Genomic DNA, 16,542 nt, shown 5'->3' with positions numbered 1-16,542 from the left:
CATTCCATGCCCGCCTCTCCCCAAACCACGGCCACCGCGGCCGAACTGCGCCAGGACCTCGGGCGCGTGGCCTATGAGCGGATGCGCGGCTCGGGCGCCGAGGGCCACATCGGCCTGCAGGTGCTGCCGCTGTTCGAGTCCGGCATCTCGTCCGCGCGGTTCCCCATCATTCCCAAGGATGTGGGCCTGAAACTGGTGGACGATGCCCGCGCCGCCGATGGCAGTTACAACGAGATCGATTGGCGCTTTGAGATGGGTGCCTTCTCCACCGAAGACCGTGGGCTGACCGGACGGATCGATGATCGACTGCGCGCGCTCTACAGCTCGGTGATCGAGGTGGAGCAGGCGACCGCGGACACGGTGACGGATGGCGTCCTGCTGAACCTGGAGCGCCGGATCGCCGCCAAGGTGGAGGCCGGCGGGGCCGATGCCAATGTGACGGTGCCCTGGTCCACCAGTGCCACAGCCACCCCCAAGGGCGATGTCGACACCGCCAAGGCGGCCTTCCGGGGCCGCTCCGGGCTGTTGCCCAATGCGCTGGCCATGAGCCTTACCGCCTTCTGGGCGGTAGTGAATACCGCCGAGATCAAGACTGCGCTCCAGTACACCAGCCCCATCCAGATGGGCGGGTTCGAGGCGCAACGCCAGGCGGTGGCCGCCTATTTCGGGATCGACCAGGTGTTGGTGGCCGGCGCGCAGAAGGACAGCGCGCAGAAGGGCAAGGCGGCGGTGCTGGCCGATGTGTGGGACGCCACCAAGGTCCATCTGCTGCGCGTCAGCGCCGGCAGTTCCAACGTCTTGGAGCCCTGCTTTGGTCGGACGATCCTGTGGACCGGCGGTGCACCGCAGATCCTGACGGTGGAGACCTATCGCGACGAGACCCGGCGCGCCGACATCGTGCGCATCCGCAACGATACCGAGGAGTTCATTCAGTACGTGCTGGCCAAGTACACCCTGGGCGAGATCACCTGATGGAGTGGTGCACCCCCGCTGACCTGCTGGCGGCCGAGTCCGATACGGACCTGATTGCGGAGTTGGCCGCACCCACCGATCAGCCGCCGGTATCCGGGGCGCTGTTGCGCCTGGCGGTGGCGGGCGGCGCGATCGGCGGGGAGCAGGAGGAGGCCGCGGCGGGGGCCTTGGCCCGGTTGGTGCGGGCCTGTGCCGAGGGCGGGGACCAGGTGGATGCGCACCTGGCCAGCCGCTGGCCGGGCGGGCTCTCGCCGGTACCGGCCATCGTGCGATCGGCGGCGGTCGGGTTGGCGTTGGAGGATCTGTTGGGCGCACGCACGGCGGCGCCGGACGGGCCTTACTCCGGGATCATCCGGCGGGCCAAGACGGCGCGGGCGACCTTGGTGGCACTGCGCGACGGCACGCTGACCCTGGGCACGGCGAGCGTCAGCACCCCGGCAACGGTGCGTTATCAGGCCGCTGACCGGCTGTTGACGGCGGACACGCTGGCGGGGATGGGCTGATGGGCAAGCCGAACTATTTGGAGTTGGAGCCGCTGATCCTGGCGCGGCTGGAACCGCTCAAGGCGGACTGGCCCACCCTGCGGATCGATGCCGCGCGCGATGTGGCCGGAGTACTCGCCAAGGATCAGCGCTTACCCGCCCTGTGCGTGCTCTACGGGGGGGATGCCTCGGTGGAGTCCACCGACGGCAAAGACCAGTTGGTGGGCGCCGTGCAGCGCTGGGGCGTGGTGGTCTCACACCGGGATCTGCGCGAGCCCGAGGCCGGGCGGGTCAGCGTCGGGGAGCTGGCGGCGGCGGTGATCGCACAGCTGCAAGGCTGGCTGCCGCGCGGCCCCGAGGGCGGCCTGGGCCGCCTGCGCCGGCAACCCGCGCCGGCACCGATCTACAGCAAAGAGGGGGCGGTCTATCTGCCCTTGACCTTCACCTGCCGCGTGCTCTCGCGCGGCGCACTGGGAGAGCCTTGATGGCCTTAGACCTCACGCAGCGGCGGTTCATGTTCCTGGACGTGGCCATGAAGTATGGCGCCTTCAGCGGCGCTACCCGCCCGACCAGCCTGTTTGATGCCACCAACTTCACCAAGCTGGAATTTACGCCGCCGCCGCAGAAGACCGAACGTATCACCTCCCGGATGGAGGGCTCCATCGGCCAGGCCCTGGGCTCGCTGCAGCGTCCTACCGGCGAGCCCGGCGTGCTCACCGCGGAGTTCGACGCCGCGCCGGTGGGTTTCCTGGCCCTGGCCTTGGGCGCCACGGTGGCGGAGCTGGCGGTGAGTGCCAAGACGGTCACCAATGAGGCGGTGACGACGGTGTTGGGGATGTGGGTCAAGCTGCCGGACGCCTGGATCGATGCGACTACCTTTGTCCTGGAGACGGCCGGCACCCCGGACGTGGCCATCGCCAGCACCAAGTACGAACTGGACGCGGTCAACGGCTTTGTGAAGGCGACCCATGCCGATGCGGTCGGCAGCAAGGCGGCGACCTACAACGTGAAGGTGACGGCGGGCGAGTCGTACCACGCCGGCCAGGCGCTGAGCCAGGATATCTATCTGGTCGGCACCGGCACTGAGCAGACCACCAAGAAGCGCTGCTCCATCATCGTGGAACGCGCGGTGCTGGCGCCCGAGGGTAAGTTCGACCCGGCCGCCGGCGGCGCGCTCAAGGGTTCGGTGAAGGGCGATCTGCTGACCCCCAGCGACCGCACCAGCCCCTGGTCGTATGTCTACAGCGATTGGGCCTCGGCCTTCTGATGTCGCTCTCGCTCTCCAACGGCACCACTACCATCACGCTCCCGGGCAACCTGCTCTGGGAGGACGAGCTGGCGTGGGACCCGTGTTCCCAGGTGGTGGAGCAGACGCTATCCGGCGCGGTGCTGGTGGAGGAATTTACGCGCGCGGCGGGGCGGCCCATTAGCTACCGCGGCGGCCTGCCGTGGGTGCAACTGACCCGCACGGCGCTCCTGGCGCTGCAGGCGCTGGGCGCTCCGGCCGGGGTGGTCTTGACCCTGACCCACCACGACGGCCGCACCTTCCGCGTGACCCCGCGGCGCGATGGTGACGGCTGGCTGAAGGCGCTCCCCTGGCCGGTGGTGGGTGACTCCGGGGCGGCCAATCCGAGCGCCGGTGCGGCCTATAGCATCGAGTTGCTGCGGCTGCTGGAGATCCCGGCATGACGATGGTGCGATTGCCTGCGCAGTTGGATGGCACAGGGGCGGTGGTGGCCGCGCGGGTCACGTGGTCCTTGGTGGGCGAGGATCAGCGGACGCCGGTGGTCGGTCTCCATGGCCTGTCATTTTTGGCTGAGGCCCGCGCCGTGATGGTGACCACGGCGGCCGGGGTGCTGGTGGACCTGGTGCCACAGCGGCAGATTGGGACGGTGCTGGGGGCGCCGACCTGGTATCGGGTGGCCTATGGCGCGCCCGGGCATCCGGATGTGCGGTTCATCCGCGTGCCGGAATCCGCCGCGGTGCAGGAGTTGGCCGACCTGATCGGCGCCGAGTTGATCCCGCCCGCGAGCCTGACGGCGGGGCGGGTGCTGACCGCCGATGAGCGCGCGGCGCTGGATGCGGCCACGCTGCCGCCCAGTGCCGCTAATCGCATCCTCACCGGCGCCGATGCCATCGGCGGCGGCGGCACCCCGGGAGCGCAGGGCGCGACAGGCGCGACAGGCGCGACTGGACCGCAGGGGCCGCAGGGCGACCAGGGTATTCAGGGGCCGCAGGGCGATCAGGGTATCCAGGGGCCGCAGGGCGCCCAGGGTATCCAGGGGCCGCAGGGCGATCAGGGTATCCAGGGGCCGCAGGGCGCCCAGGGTATCCAGGGGCCGCAGGGCGACCAGGGTATCCAGGGGCCGCAGGGCGCCCAGGGTGTCCAGGGCGAAGCCGGTGGTGGCGCCCCGCTATGGGTATGGCGCCTGGATGGAGCCACCGCTGAGGACGCTACTACCTTGGAGGGGTCCGTCACCCTGCCCACTGCTGGCTATCGGTGGGTCGAGATCATCGTCGTCGCTCCCGGTGCTGGCGGCGGCGCCGGGAAGTCGACCACATCCGTTGGTACCCTCGTCACCGGCGGCGGCAGTGGCGCTGGGGCGTCCGTCGCTCGCGCGGTGATGCCGCGGTCGCTGGTGTCCGATACGCTCACGTATTGGCTGCAGCCTGCCGGCTACGGGGGACACCCCCAGTTTGGATCGACGGGCACGGGCAACCGGTCAGGTCAGGTGCAAGACCTGACTAGGGGATGGACTATCACCGCATGGTCTGGCGCTGGGGGCGCTAGCGGCGCCATAAACGCGCCGGCAGCGCCCGCGGCCGCGCCAACCAATTCTCAATATCTCGGTGTGGCTGGAGTAGCGTCAGCCACTACGGGTGGGCTCCCGGGCATATCCATCAATAATACCTGGGGTGGACCGTCCGGCGCCTCTGGGGGCGCCGTGAGCGCTGCCGGTACCGCATATGCGGGAGGCACAGGAGGATATACACGAGGGATAGTCAATCTGGATGGCGGCGTGGCGGGTGCTGCCGGCGGCACAGCGGGGGGCTCGGGTGGTAGCGCGACTGATGCGTCGTCGGCCATCGTCGACCCTATGCTCTGCGGCGGTGGCGGCGGCGGTGGCGGCGGTAATGCGGCTGGGTATGGCGGCGCTGGGGGGGCGGGAGGTAATCCTGGCGGTTCAGGCGGCGGGGGCGGGGCGGGCATCGGAGGTGCCTATCGCGGCGGACAGGGAGGGCCGGGGGGCACTGGGCTGATACTCTTGAGGTGCTGGTGATGCGCGTCGCGCTGATCGATGCCGCTGGCCTGTGCCAGTCCGTGGAAGCCGATCGCCCCGCCGACTGGGTACCGCCGGAAGGCTACGCGGCCCCGCCGCTACGCGCCATCCCAGCCCCGCCGATGGCAGTGGGGCCAGGGTGGTGCTGGGTGGACGATACCTGGTATGCGGCCATCGCCGATCCCGCGATACCCGGCGGCTGGCGCGTCGGCACCGCCGAGGAACGTGCAGTTGAATCACTACGGATGGCGCGTGCAGCATCCGCCATCGACGCCTGGCAAGGCCGCTACATTCTATCCGCGAAGGAGCCAGTGACCGACGGCCCGCTTGCGGCGTACCCGGCGGCCAATGTCCTGGCCCAGATTGATCTATTTGTGGCCGTCAACCTGACCGCATCAGACCAGGAGCGTTACCGGGGCGCCAAGACCTGGCGCCGTAACGATCTGATGGTGGCGACCCTGGGCGCACTGTTGGGCATGGACGATGCCGCCATCGACGCCTGGTTTGAGGCGGCGCGAGCGGTATCGTAATGGCGGCGACCGCCACCGTCCCGTTGCTCCCGGTCCCCCTGGGCATGGCGAACGCCCTGGCCCTGTCCCACCACGACTACCAGCCGCAGGCGAGCGCTAACGGGTGGCGCCGCGGTGGACCACATCGGCGCCCGACGGGACCTGGTCTATCCAGTGCGCGGTGGCCGAGCACGACATCCTCATCCTCGATAAGGCGGGCGGGCGCGCCAGCACAGTCCTCAGTGGCGTTGTGCCGGGGAACGCCTGATGTCCAGTAGCGATATCGTTGTCCGCTTACTGATCACCGCCCGGGACCAAGCCAGTGGCGTGCTCGGGGCGCTGACCGGCCGGGTGGCCCAGCTGGCGGCGGCGATGGCCGCGTGGTTCAGCGTGTCCGCCATGGTGGATTTCTTCCGCGGCGCGGTCAGTGGCGCGGCGGACCTGCAGCAGCAGCTGACGGTGCTCAATCAGGTGGCCGGGACCACCGCGGAGGAGTTGGCGCAGCTCAAGGCCGCGGCGGAGGCGGCGGCGAACTCGCCCTTGCCCTATACCGCCAGCCAGGCCGCGGGCGGCCTGATTGAGCTGGCGAAGGCGGGGCAGACGACGAAACAGTTGCTGGCCTCCCTGCCGCCGGTGCTTGCCATGGCGAGCGCCGGGCAGATGGAGGTGGCGCAGTCGGCCGGGATCATGACCACGGCGCTGGCCGCCTTCAAGCTGCCGGCAGAGGACGCGGCGCGGGTGGCCAACACCCTGGTGGCCGGGGCCAACGCCAGCCAGACCAGCGTGCAGGGGCTCAGTGAGGCACTGAGCTACGCCGGGCCGATGGCCTACGCGGCCGGGTATTCGCTGGAGCGCGTGGTGGCGATGATCGGCAAGCTGGCCGACGGCGGCGTGGATGCCAGCCGCGCCGGCACGGCGCTGAACTCGATCCTCTCGCAGCTCCAGGACCCGGCGAGTGCGGCCAGCGCGGCGCTCGGCAATATGGGGATTACCACCCGCGATCTGGGCAAGGTGCTGGGGCTGCTCGCGACCGGATCGCCGATGGCAGAGCGGGCCATCGTGGCCTTTGGGCAGGAGGCGGGGCCGGCGTTGCGCACCTTGATCGCGTCCGGCACCAAGGGGGTGGATGACCTGCGCCTGAAGCTGGAGGGGGCCACCACCGCCGCGGAGGATGCCGCGGCGGCGATGCAGACGAACCTGAAGGGCGCCCTTGGCGATCTCGGATCGACCTGGGATGTGATCAAGCAGAAGTTCGGCGAGGGCTTCCTGCCGGTGTTGGAGCGTGAGGTGCGCTCACTGTCCGCGCAGCTGCGCGCCTGGATCGATTCCGGGCAACTGGAGCAGATCCGCGCCGGGCTGGTGGCGGCCTTTGAGGCGGCCACGGCGGCGGTCAAGGTGTTCATTGCGGAGTTCGACCTGAAGGCGTTGACCGGGCGCCTGGCGAGCTGGGGTCAGGACTCCAAGACGGTCTTCAACGATTGGACGGCCAATATCGGGCGGGTGCGGGATGTGACCCAGCGCATCCTGGCGGAGATCGATCTCCTGTGGTCTGGTGCGATGACCGTGATACTGAAAGTGGACCAGACCTATAACGGGCTGGCCGCGAATGTCATGTATGCCTACTCCAAGCTGTTGGAGCTGCGCGTCAAGGTGGGCACCGCGACCCGCGAGGAGGCGGCCGCCGCGCGTAAGACGGCGGAGGAGTACAAACGCGCCTATGCCGACGCCGGCAAGGCGGTCGACCAGGGGATTGCGGATACCAAAGCGGCATGGGCGCGGCTGTTTGCCGAGCAGAAGACGGGGGCCGCCGCGGCGGGTGCGGCGGCCGATGATGGGTCCAAGAAGGTGGTGCAAGGCGCCCTGAATCAAGCCCTGGCGCTGGGCCTGACGGCCGACCAGCTGGACGCACTGGGCGCCGGGCTGACTGGGTTCGACGCGAAGACACAGGCGTTTTCCGCCTCCGCCGCCGCGGCTGCCGCGGCTACTAAGGACCTGGCGGCCGCGGCCAGGGCGGGGACCGGTGTGGCCGAGGTCCAGACGACGGCGCTGGGCCAACAGGGCCGGCAGGTCACCGAGCTGGCCGCGATGAAGCAGCACCTGGCCAGCGTGGAGCTGCAGCTGCACGCCGAACAGGCGGCGGGGACGGCGAATGTTGAGGCAACGGCCGCGGCGTACCGCAACGCCCAAGCGGCAGTCGCGGCGCTGGAAGCGCGGTCGGCGAGTGCGACGGCGACGGGCCAGGCGCACACCGCCGCCATCCAAGGCCAGGGCCAAGCACTGGAGATGAGCGTCGGGGCGGTGCGGACGTGGGACGCGGCCACCAAGCAGTGGGTGATGGCGACCGACGAGGCCGCCGCCGCGCAGGCCAAGCTGACGGATGCGCAGCGGGCTAAGACCTCGGAGGGGGCGGTGGCGTTGGCGGCGAGCCAAGCTGAGATGGCCGCCGTTGAGCAGGGGACGCAGAAGACCCAGGCCGGCACCGCCGCCACAAACCAGAGCACCGTGGCGCTGAAGGCGCAAAACGCCGCCAAGGCTGAGGCCAAAGCGAAGGCCGCAGAGCAGCTGGAGGCCCTGAACCAGACGATCCAGAAGCAGACGGCCGAGATGGATATCCTGGCCAAGACCACGGCGCTGATCACCGCCCAGGGCCAGGCGCGGGTGACCCATCTACAGAACCTGCAGGCGGAGGCGCTGACCCGCGGGCAAGCGAGCGAGGCGGAGCGCCTGGGACTGGCGGTGACGCGGGAGTCGATCGCCTCGGCTAAGTTGGTGGCGGAGGCGACCCAACAGGAGGCGGACGCGGCGCGTGCGTTTGCCGACGCGTTGGCGGAGAAGGCCCGCATGGAACAAGAGACGGCCCCGGCCGCGCTCAAGGCGGTGCGGGAGGCCGAACTGTCGGCGCAGGCTATGCAGTTGCAGGCCGACACCGCTAAGGAGGTGGTGCGCAATGAGCAGGCCATGGCCGTGGCGGCCGAGGAGGCGGCGCGGGCCACGCAGGTGTTGAATGCGGCGTTTGCCGCGGCCGGCGTGCAGGGCGTCAAGTCCATGTCAGACGTGCGCTCGGCCATCGGTGCGGTGACCAGCGGCGGGGACCTGGAGGCGCTGGGCTCCGCGCTCAAGGCCGCCTTTGACCGCGGCGCCCTGGCGGCAGCGGACTACCAGGCGGCGCTCGATGAGATCAAGAAGAAGCAGGACGTGCTGCGCGGACAGGTCAAGCCGGTGACGTTCCAGACGGATTGGGAGGCGGTGTTCAAGACCTACGGGACCGACCTCGGCCGCTATCAGGTGAGTATGCAGCGCACCTACAGGGCGAGCGGGAACCCGGACTATGTGCCGCAGATGGTGGCGGCCTATAAGGAGTGGCTGCGCCTCCAGGCCGGCGGCGCCCCGACCCCCACGGGGGCGGCCAAGGAGGCGCTGGCCGCGCCGGGCGCGGACAGCATGTATGGTGAGTCCGTGGCGGTGCCGGCCGCGCCGAAGGCCGCCGAGCCCGCGGCTGCGCCCGTGCCGCCGGCCCCCACAGCGCCGGCAGCCACCCCCCGCCCGACGCTGGAGGTGAAGTTTGTCCTGCCTAATGGCCAGTCCACCGTGGGGACCTTCCCGCCCTCGGCGGAATCGTTGTTGAAAACCTTACAAACCCAGGCGGGGGCGACCTAATGCCAATCTACAGCGCCGACATCAAGACCCGCCAGGCGGCGGTGGCGGACCAATATGACAACTCCGGCGGGCGCATCCATCCCACGGCCTATGTGGAGCACAACCAGGTCGGGAGCCTGTTTCCTAAGCTGACGGAGGTGGACCATGCCGGCGGGCGGGTGGACCTGACCAAGTGCTTTTTGTCGATCGAATCCGCCGGGGCGGAGCAGGGGGACGACTGTTACAGCTATCTGGATCAGTCGCCGGCGGACCCGTTGGTGGATTGTGTGTTGCTGCGCCCGGTCGGGGTGGGGGTGCGCTCCGGACACACCAATACCCGCGCGGACACGCGCGCCTATGTGGAGGGATATCAGATCGCGTCGGGCCAGGCGCCCTGGTATCTGCGCGGGCGTCACGTGCAGGGGATGTCTCATCTCGTGCTGTGGTGCCTGGAGGCGGTCCGATTGCCCGAGGTGGGGTCGACGCTGTACCTGTCGGCCAACGAGGGCGCCAGTAACGCCTATGGGCAGTATGTGCAGATCGCCGACTTCCGCTACGAGACTCAGAGCTTTTTGTCCTCGACCAACAACGGCGTGGATGTGCTGTATACGCGCCGGATCATCTATCTGACGCTCACCAGTGGACTCACCGCCGATTTTACCGGGCCAGAGGTCGGGCAAGCGACCACTGGCTTGGTGTTGATCCGCGAGACGATGGTGGCCGATGGGTCGCGCTATTACGGCCGCAGCGCGCTGGCGGCGGCGGTGAGCGCGGGTGCCAGCGCGGTGCAGGTGGCCAGCATCTATGCCCAGGTGGCACCCTGCGCGCGCGGCGAGCGTGCCCTGGTGGCGCTGGATGCGCTTGCGGCCGGGGCTCAGACCATCATGAGTGGTGGGCAGTCGTTCAGCGTGTCGGGGCCGGTGCATACCGGGCGGGTGGCGGTGACGACCGGCAATCGGCGCACGCTGTGGACGCGCCCGCTGTGGCCGATCCCGGCCACGGGCGGCGCAGCCCGGGCGTACGTCCGGATACTCGACCGCTGGTATAGCGTGGTGGAGGGGGAGTCGAATACGGTCGGGAGCCTGACGGTGAACCGCACTGATGGGTCCTCGCTCCTGGCCCTGACGGCCCTGCCCGACGCTGGGACTTGGGTCATCTGGGAATGGCCGAGCGGCATCCATTTTACGGACCGGGCGGGGACCACGGCGGTGCATCCGCTGCGGCTGCAGATCACGCTGCCGAGCGTGCCGGAGACCGGCACGCTGACCCTGACGTGGACCAGCGGCGGGGTGACGCGCACCGCCACCGAGGCGACGCCCGGGGGGCTCTCAGGGCACGCTACGGGCTGGCGGGTGGGTACCCAGGTGGTGCTGATCCTGTCCACGTACCTGCCCGACGCCAATGCGACAGTGCTCTACAGCTATCAGCCGGTGAGTACCGTCACGGAGTCGCTCACCCCGACGGTGTCCGGCGGCGTGGGGACCGTGACGCTGGCGGCACTGCCGCGGGCGGGGTCGCTGACGGTGACCTGGACGGTGCGGCGGGTCACCTCGGCGACGAACAAGGATCAGTATGTCTATGTCGCCGACAATACGGACGGCTGGGCTGTCATCCCGCTGGCCTTGGGGAGCACCAGCAGCAGCGCGACTGAGGTGCTACTGACGAAATCGGCCGCCGATGATGGGGCCGGGGCGATCCTCACCACTGGCACGGTGAGCTACACCACCGGCGCGGTCGCTCTGCCGCTGCTCAGCAGCTATAGCGCGAACAGTTACACGATCGACACCCAGTCCTACGGTATTGGCAGCCCCGAGCCCGGGACCTATGAGACCGGCAGTTGGGGCGCCAGTTCGCAGCTTGAGACGCTGGAGGGGGCGGTGACTGTGCGCTATGCCCTGGCGGCGTCGGCCCCCGGGGAGGTCATCAACGGCTCGGTGTCGGTGCCGCCGCTGGAGGTCGAGCTGCTGGGCCAGAGTAGCCAGGATCAGCTGGTGCCGGGGACGCTGCGCTTCAGCCTGGGGGGGCGGGCCTACAGTGATCGCGACGGTGCCGGAGGGCTGCTGTATTGGGCTGATGGGACGGTGGTCGGGAGCGTGGACTACAACGCGCGGTGTGTGTCGGTGACCAACTGGGCGGGGGCGACGCCCTCGATTGCCATCACGTCCTTGATCTCTACCTGGGGCCAGTTCACGTGCAAGGAGCTGGCCTTCCGCACGGCCGCGGCGCCGCTGGCGCCCGGATCGCTGTCCCTGAGCGCGACCGCTGAGAGCGGCACGGCGGTCACGGGGAGCGGCGGCACGGATGGGGCCTTGACCGGGACCGGGATCGTGACCGGCGGGACGGTGGAGCACGCTATCGGGGTGGTGGCGTGCTCGTTCGACACTCCGGTGTATCCCGCGTCCATCACCTATTCCGCCTCGGCCTTCACGGTGGTCCCGCTGGACCCGGCGATCATCGGCCTGGACCCGGTGCGGCTGCCGCCGGACGGGCGGGTACCGAAGATCCGCGCCGGTGACTATGCGGTGGTCTACGAGGACGGGGTGACGACGATGGCGAACCCGGTGGTGGCCGGGGAGACCTACAGCCTGCCGCCGCAGGGGCTGGCCTTCGCTTACCTGGAAGACGGCGCGGGGGAGCAGTCCTACACCTGCCCGGGTGGGTTGGCGGCCCTGCAGGTGATCCAGATCCCGCGCGCGAGCCGTACGGGGCCGCTGGAGTATGCGGTGCTGGAGGATGCCAAGGCGCGGCCGATCGCGGGGGCGCTGTACCAGGCCGATTTGACGCTGTGGCAGATTACGCTGCCGGCGACCTTTAGCGCGGAGGGGTACGATCAGCCCTTTGTGGCGCGCTTTCTGCCGTTGGTGAGCCCGAACGCCTACACCGTGGACCGCACGGCGGGGCATGTCACTATGGTCTCGGCCCTATCCACCCATACGGCGGGCTATACCCAGCCCCTGAAGGCGCGCTGGCGCATTCATGACCTGACGCTGGTGGTGGAGGCGCAGACCACCGGGACCATCACGCTGCAGTCGGCCCTGACCCATGACTACACCACGGCGGCGGGGATCTCGGCGATGCTGCTGCACGGAAACCTGGTGGCGCGGGTGGCGAACGGGTTTGAGCAGCACACCTTTGGCGGCACCTGGCTGGACTATCTGAGCGGCTCGGCACCCACCGGCGGGGCGCGCTATGACTGGACCGGCTATCCGGTGGCGGTGACCAACAAGGGGGCGATCCGCGAGCGCTGGCAGCTGCGCAAGCGCTCGGATGGGGCCTGGGATGTGGTGGGGGAGACGTTGGGCGTGATCCAGGTGTGGCCCGGTACGGGGACGCTGAATGCGGTGCGTTCCAGCTCCCAGGCGTACCCCTATTTTGTGCTCTACGCGGCGGGGCTGGGCGCCAACTGGGTGACCGGGAACTTTATCCAGTTTGAGACCTACTCGGCGCAGGGGCCGATGTGGGCGCTGCGGACCGTGCGACCGGGTGCGCCGTCGGTGACGGTGGACGCGGTGCGGCTGCGGCATCGGGTGGGGGCGGACTGATGGTCGCGCAGGTGCGGGCGGTACCGTCGCCGTACGCGACGATCACGGCGGCGATCGCGGCCGCCAGTCCGGGGGATACTATCCTGATCTCGCCGCTGGCGGGGGGGGCGGTGCATGCTGGGGCCGCAGTGACCAAGCAGGTGAGGTTCAAGGCGCTGACGGAGGACCCGATCGGGAATCCGGTGCGGGTCTACTCCTTGGGGGGCTCCTCTAGCGGGATGCAGCTGGACGGGTCGGGGGTGATGCTGCTGGAGGGGCTGACATTCAGCGACAGCGCGTTCTCCACCGGGGTGAATTGGCTGACGTGGAAATTTAACCGATGTGTGTTCACTGGCGGCCCTCTCGGTTACGGGAGCCAGGCCAGTAGTCGGCTGCTGATCTCGAACTGCACCAACACCTATGCCGGATCGCGCACCTTCTGGTTGAACGGCTACGATGGGTGGAGTCTGCAGGTGAGTAAGTGGCGGGGCGCCAACGCGATCTCCATCTACACCGGCGGCCAGGCGCCGTCGCCGCTGTCGATCGACGCAGTGACCACGGAGACCGTGGGTTACGGCGCCGGCTTCGGCTCCTGGCTGTGCAATACGGGCACCGGCGAGTGGGATCTGCGGGCCTACCAGGTGTATGGGCAAGTGATCCTGCCCGCGGGCGTGGATCGGAGCACTACCCAGATCCGACTTTACAAAGAGGCCGGCGGGGTGATCGAGACGGCGCCCTGGGCCACAGGGACACCGAATGCGGTGACCGGTGAGTGGTCGTGGCCGTATCTGCCGACGACCTATCGGTATTGGGTGCAGACGGTCCCCCCGGCCGGCTTCACACCGCAGATCGACGGTCCCTTTGTGCCGGGGCTGGCGTAGTCCATGCCCGAATCCTGCACCGGCGCGCGCTGGTCCCGGGGCACCCTTACCGATCGGCCTGGCGGCGCGGCCTGGCGGGTGGCGGTGGCCGCGGATGCCGTTGTGCGGGCCGTGGACGCGCCTGGCAGCCATCAGTCACAGGGGGCGTTGGTGCGCGCGGCGCCGGCGGCGCCAGTCACCGCGGGGACGGTCGGACGCTTCGGCCCCGTGCCTGGGGTGACTGCCGCCGCGGCGGCACGCCAGCTGGTTATACTCCACGCCGATGCCACGAGCCGTGCCCGTGCTCGGTGCGGTGTGTCGCACAGTGCCCTGCGGGTCGCGCGAGGTCCCTACACTGATCGCCCGTCCCAAGATGCGATCGGGCCGGCCCGTTGGGCGGGGGTCGTCTTCGCCTGTGACTTCCGGCCGCCGCCACCACCACCATCATCCTATGCGCCGACCCTGCCGCTGATCGTCTCGCCGGTCTGGCTCGGTACCAGTCTGCGCGGACTGCCGCTGATCGTCGATTACACTTCCATCCCGACGCCGAGTTATTCGTCGCGCGCGCTGACCACCTGGGGCCGCCAGCCATGGGTGGAGGCGACGCCGCAGCAGACGGGACTGCGCCCGCAGTGGGCGCACCTGGCAGTCATCTATGGCGGCCCTGGCGCGCCCGGGGCTGGTGGTGGGGTGGTGCCACCGTGGGAGGCCCGCCCGTCGCGCATCGTCCCGACCAGGTATGCTTATATGATCGTTCACGCCCTGCACTGCGTCCGCCTGCCGGACCGTACCCCGTTGCCCTGGACGGCGCTGTCGCTGCGCTGCGATGCGAGTACTTGGGCGTGGCAGATGTCACTGGACCTGAAGGGGCGGGACGCTGCCGGGCTGGTCACTCCCGAGGGCAACGATCCGGTGCGCATCGAGATCGGGATCAACGGCGCTGTGTGGGTGTTGTTGGCAGAGGACTGGGAGGAGGCCAGCAACTTTGGCGCGGCGACGGTCACGCGGGTGACCGGGCGCAGCCTGTCGGCGCTGTTGAGCGGGCGGTACCGTCGGCCGCGGGACTACGCGGAGACCAGCGCGCGCACGATGGCCCAACTGGCTGAGCAGGAGCGCCCTGGCACGGACTGGACGATCTCGTGGGAGCAGACGGATGCAAACCGTTGGCTGGCGGATTGGGCGGTACCTGCTGGTGCGTGGAGTTATCAGCAGTTGTCGCCGATCCAGGCCATTGCGCGCCTGGCTGCGGCCGCGGGGGGGCTGGTTTGTCCGGCGCGGGATAGCCAGGAGATCACGCTGCGGCCGGTCTACCCGATCCTGCCGTGGCAGGCTAACACCAGCGTGTGGGACATCCAGATCCCCACGGCGGCGCTGCTCGGGCCGCTGGGGCGGCGCTATCGGTGGCCGACTCAGGCGGATGTGGTGCATGTCAGCGGCGGGGATGTGGGCGGCATCCAGGCATTGGTCTCCCGCAGCGATGGGACGGGGAGCGGGTTCGCGCCGGACGCGAACGACGCTCTGATCACTCACGTGGATGGTGCGCGAGCGCTGGGCGGGCGCTTGCTCGCAGCGCGGGCGCAGCCGCCCGGGGTGGCTAGAGTCACGATGGCGGTTGACGAGCGGGCAGACTTTCCGGTTGCGGCTTTGGGGGACTTGATCCGGCTCAATGTCGACGAGTTGCAGATCGCGCCCTGTACGAGTATCGACATCGCGGTGGGTGGGGATGCGAACGGTACCCGCGTGCGGCAGACACTGGGGCTGGGTGAGACGTCCAACGAGTACCAACGGCTGCTGGGGTTGCTGCCCCAATCGCCGCGCATCCTGGCCCAGATCGCCAGTGATCACGGGGACGGGACGGTCTCATGCGTCACGGCGAGCGGCGGTCAGCTGCGGGTCCGTGGGTCCGGTAGCGCGGGTGCGTGGGTGTGGGTCAGATGGGCTCGGGTCGAGGGTGCTGCACCGACGATGCCGGGCTACGATCTGTCGGTGTGACAGATGATTTGCGACGGCATAACACCCCCGTTACAGTGTCGCAAATCATCTGTCAGTTCGTCGCATTTTTGGCGGCTGGCTACAGGAGGCCACCGTCCTCGCCACCAACGAGGGCGTGATCCTGCGCTATGCCGATCGCATCGAGACTGGCCCCGTCGGACACCTCGCGTTCCCCGACCTGCCGCCGGACCTGCGCGATCAGCCCACCCTGGTCTTGCATCTGGAGGCGGGCCAAGCCGGGCCCGGGGACTTCGAGCTGTCTTATCTCACTTGTGGTCTGAAGTGGGAGGCCGATTATGTCGCTGACCTGTCGGCCGACTGCAAGGTCATGGACCTGAGCGGCTGGGTCACCCTCACCAACCAGAGCGGGGTGGCCTACCGTCAGGCGCGGGTGCAACTGGTGGCGGGTGAGGTCAACCAGGTCGAAATGGATACTGGCGATTTCTTGTGTGAAGAACCCGAAAGGGTGTACTCGATGGGTGCATCGCCAGAGGAAGAAAGCCTGGACGAGTACCACCTCTACACCCTCCAGCGGCCCACCGATATCCTCAACAACCAGACCAAACAGGTGGCGCTCCTCTCGGCACCACGGGTGCCGGTGACGCGGGAGTTGGTGGTTCGCGGCGATTCCTATTCCTATCGGAACCAGTCGAGCGACGGCTGGACAAAGCTGACCGTCGAATCCACCCTGAGCTTCACGAATTCGGACGGGAGCCTGGGCATCCCACTGCCCAAGGGCATAGTATGGGTCTACGCCAAGGACCGCCGCGGCAACGCCCAGTTCATCGGCGCGGACCGGATCGAGCATACCCCCAAGCACGAGACCGTCACCCTGAAGCTCGGGGAGAGCTTCGATGTCACGGCCCGCCGCAAGCAGACCGAGTTCAACAAGCTGTCCGGCACCGGCCCCTACAACTATGCCTTTGAGGCCGCCTTTGCCCTGGAGTTGAAGAACGCCAAGGCCGATCCGGTGACCGTCAAGGTGGTGGAACCCATTCCAGGTGACTGGAAGATGGTCCAGGAAAGCCAACCGCACACCAAGGAGGCGTCAAACCTGGCCTCCTGGCTGGTTCAGGTCCCGGCCGAGGGCGCCGTCAACCTGAGTTGGCAGGTACAGGTCAGGCAGTGACGAGGGTGGGGCTATTTTATGGGCGGCGGGACGGGGCGAATGCCCCGTCCGGCTCACGGGCCGGCGCTGGGGGAGTACGATGACTCCGTAGGGGCGGGTTTGAAACCCGCCCCTACACTGGCCAAGAGCCGCGGTCATTCAAAGGCGAGGATTTTCCACG

General features: G+C 68.8%; 12 protein-coding genes. All 12 read left to right on the top strand.

The window, feature by feature from the left end; all coding sequences use genetic code 11:
• Positions 1–6 precede the first annotated feature (6 nt).
• Positions 7–972 (top strand): major capsid protein, encoded by a 966-nt coding sequence (locus tag QZY44_RS21470; RefSeq protein ID WP_295451912.1) that lies wholly within the window; start codon positions 7–9, stop codon positions 970–972.
• Positions 972–1,475: a phage protein Gp36 family protein gene (locus tag QZY44_RS21465; protein ID WP_295451908.1), complete on the top strand. Its 504-nt coding sequence runs from the start codon at positions 972–974 to the stop codon at positions 1,473–1,475. The genes QZY44_RS21470 and QZY44_RS21465 overlap by 1 nt, the downstream gene beginning before the upstream one ends.
• Positions 1,475–1,939, top strand: a complete 465-nt coding sequence (locus QZY44_RS21460) for a hypothetical protein (RefSeq protein ID WP_295451906.1) — start codon at positions 1,475–1,477, stop codon at positions 1,937–1,939. The genes QZY44_RS21465 and QZY44_RS21460 overlap by 1 nt, the downstream gene beginning before the upstream one ends.
• On the top strand, positions 1,939–2,721 hold the full coding sequence (locus QZY44_RS21455) for a hypothetical protein (RefSeq protein WP_295451903.1): 783 nt from the start codon (positions 1,939–1,941) through the stop codon (positions 2,719–2,721). The genes QZY44_RS21460 and QZY44_RS21455 overlap by 1 nt, the downstream gene beginning before the upstream one ends.
• Positions 2,721–3,143 carry a hypothetical protein gene (locus QZY44_RS21450; protein ID WP_295451899.1) on the top strand — a complete coding sequence of 141 codons (423 nt, stop codon included), beginning with the start codon at positions 2,721–2,723 and terminating at the stop codon, positions 3,141–3,143. Before QZY44_RS21455 ends, QZY44_RS21450 begins: the two co-directional genes overlap by 1 nt.
• Positions 3,140–4,735: a hypothetical protein gene (locus QZY44_RS21445; protein ID WP_295451892.1), complete on the top strand. Its 1,596-nt coding sequence runs from the start codon at positions 3,140–3,142 to the stop codon at positions 4,733–4,735. The genes QZY44_RS21450 and QZY44_RS21445 overlap by 4 nt, the downstream gene beginning before the upstream one ends.
• Positions 4,735–5,265, top strand: a complete 531-nt coding sequence (locus QZY44_RS21440; protein ID WP_295451889.1) for a hypothetical protein — start codon at positions 4,735–4,737, stop codon at positions 5,263–5,265. The genes QZY44_RS21445 and QZY44_RS21440 overlap by 1 nt, the downstream gene beginning before the upstream one ends.
• A gap of 246 nt (positions 5,266–5,511) precedes the next feature.
• A complete protein-coding gene (locus QZY44_RS21435) occupies positions 5,512–8,901 on the top strand; it encodes a phage tail tape measure protein (protein ID WP_295451884.1) in 3,390 nt (1,129 codons plus the stop codon).
• Positions 8,901–12,422 carry a hypothetical protein gene (locus QZY44_RS21430; RefSeq protein ID WP_295451882.1) on the top strand — a complete coding sequence of 1,174 codons (3,522 nt, stop codon included), beginning with the start codon at positions 8,901–8,903 and terminating at the stop codon, positions 12,420–12,422. Before QZY44_RS21435 ends, QZY44_RS21430 begins: the two co-directional genes overlap by 1 nt.
• Positions 12,422–13,282: a hypothetical protein gene (locus tag QZY44_RS21425; RefSeq protein WP_295451875.1), complete on the top strand. Its 861-nt coding sequence runs from the start codon at positions 12,422–12,424 to the stop codon at positions 13,280–13,282. The genes QZY44_RS21430 and QZY44_RS21425 overlap by 1 nt, the downstream gene beginning before the upstream one ends.
• 3 nt (positions 13,283–13,285) lie before the next feature.
• Positions 13,286–15,253: a hypothetical protein gene (locus QZY44_RS21420; protein ID WP_295451872.1), complete on the top strand. Its 1,968-nt coding sequence runs from the start codon at positions 13,286–13,288 to the stop codon at positions 15,251–15,253.
• Positions 15,254–15,368: 115 nt separating this feature from the next.
• Complete coding sequence (locus tag QZY44_RS21415; RefSeq protein WP_295451865.1) at positions 15,369–16,382, top strand: DUF4139 domain-containing protein; 1,014 nt, start codon at positions 15,369–15,371, stop codon at positions 16,380–16,382.
• The last annotated feature ends 160 nt before the right edge of the window (positions 16,383–16,542 follow it).

Source organism: uncultured Thiodictyon sp., from assembly GCA_903837595.1.
GTDB lineage: Bacteria > Pseudomonadota > Gammaproteobacteria > Chromatiales > Chromatiaceae > Thiodictyon.
The sequence above is the reverse complement of the archived record's forward strand: the minus strand, read 5'-3'. Positions and strand labels throughout refer to the sequence as shown.

Excerpts from the sequence above, each read along its gene's own strand:
- QZY44_RS21460 (WP_295451906.1), top strand. The coding sequence starts at position 1,475 with ATGGGCAAGCCGAACTATTTGGAGTTGGAGCCGCTGATCCTGGCGCGG.
- QZY44_RS21435 (WP_295451884.1), top strand. The coding sequence starts at position 5,512 with ATGTCCAGTAGCGATATCGTTGTCCGCTTACTGATCACCGCCCGGGAC.
- QZY44_RS21455 (WP_295451903.1), top strand. The coding sequence starts at position 1,939 with ATGGCCTTAGACCTCACGCAGCGGCGGTTCATGTTCCTGGACGTGGCC.
- QZY44_RS21470 (WP_295451912.1), top strand. The coding sequence starts at position 7 with ATGCCCGCCTCTCCCCAAACCACGGCCACCGCGGCCGAACTGCGCCAG.
- QZY44_RS21445 (WP_295451892.1), top strand. The coding sequence starts at position 3,140 with ATGACGATGGTGCGATTGCCTGCGCAGTTGGATGGCACAGGGGCGGTG.
- QZY44_RS21425 (WP_295451875.1), top strand. The coding sequence starts at position 12,422 with ATGGTCGCGCAGGTGCGGGCGGTACCGTCGCCGTACGCGACGATCACG.
- QZY44_RS21465 (WP_295451908.1), top strand. The coding sequence starts at position 972 with ATGGAGTGGTGCACCCCCGCTGACCTGCTGGCGGCCGAGTCCGATACG.
- QZY44_RS21440 (WP_295451889.1), top strand. The coding sequence starts at position 4,735 with ATGCGCGTCGCGCTGATCGATGCCGCTGGCCTGTGCCAGTCCGTGGAA.
- QZY44_RS21420 (WP_295451872.1), top strand. The coding sequence starts at position 13,286 with ATGCCCGAATCCTGCACCGGCGCGCGCTGGTCCCGGGGCACCCTTACC.
- QZY44_RS21430 (WP_295451882.1), top strand. The coding sequence starts at position 8,901 with ATGCCAATCTACAGCGCCGACATCAAGACCCGCCAGGCGGCGGTGGCG.
- QZY44_RS21450 (WP_295451899.1), top strand. The coding sequence starts at position 2,721 with ATGTCGCTCTCGCTCTCCAACGGCACCACTACCATCACGCTCCCGGGC.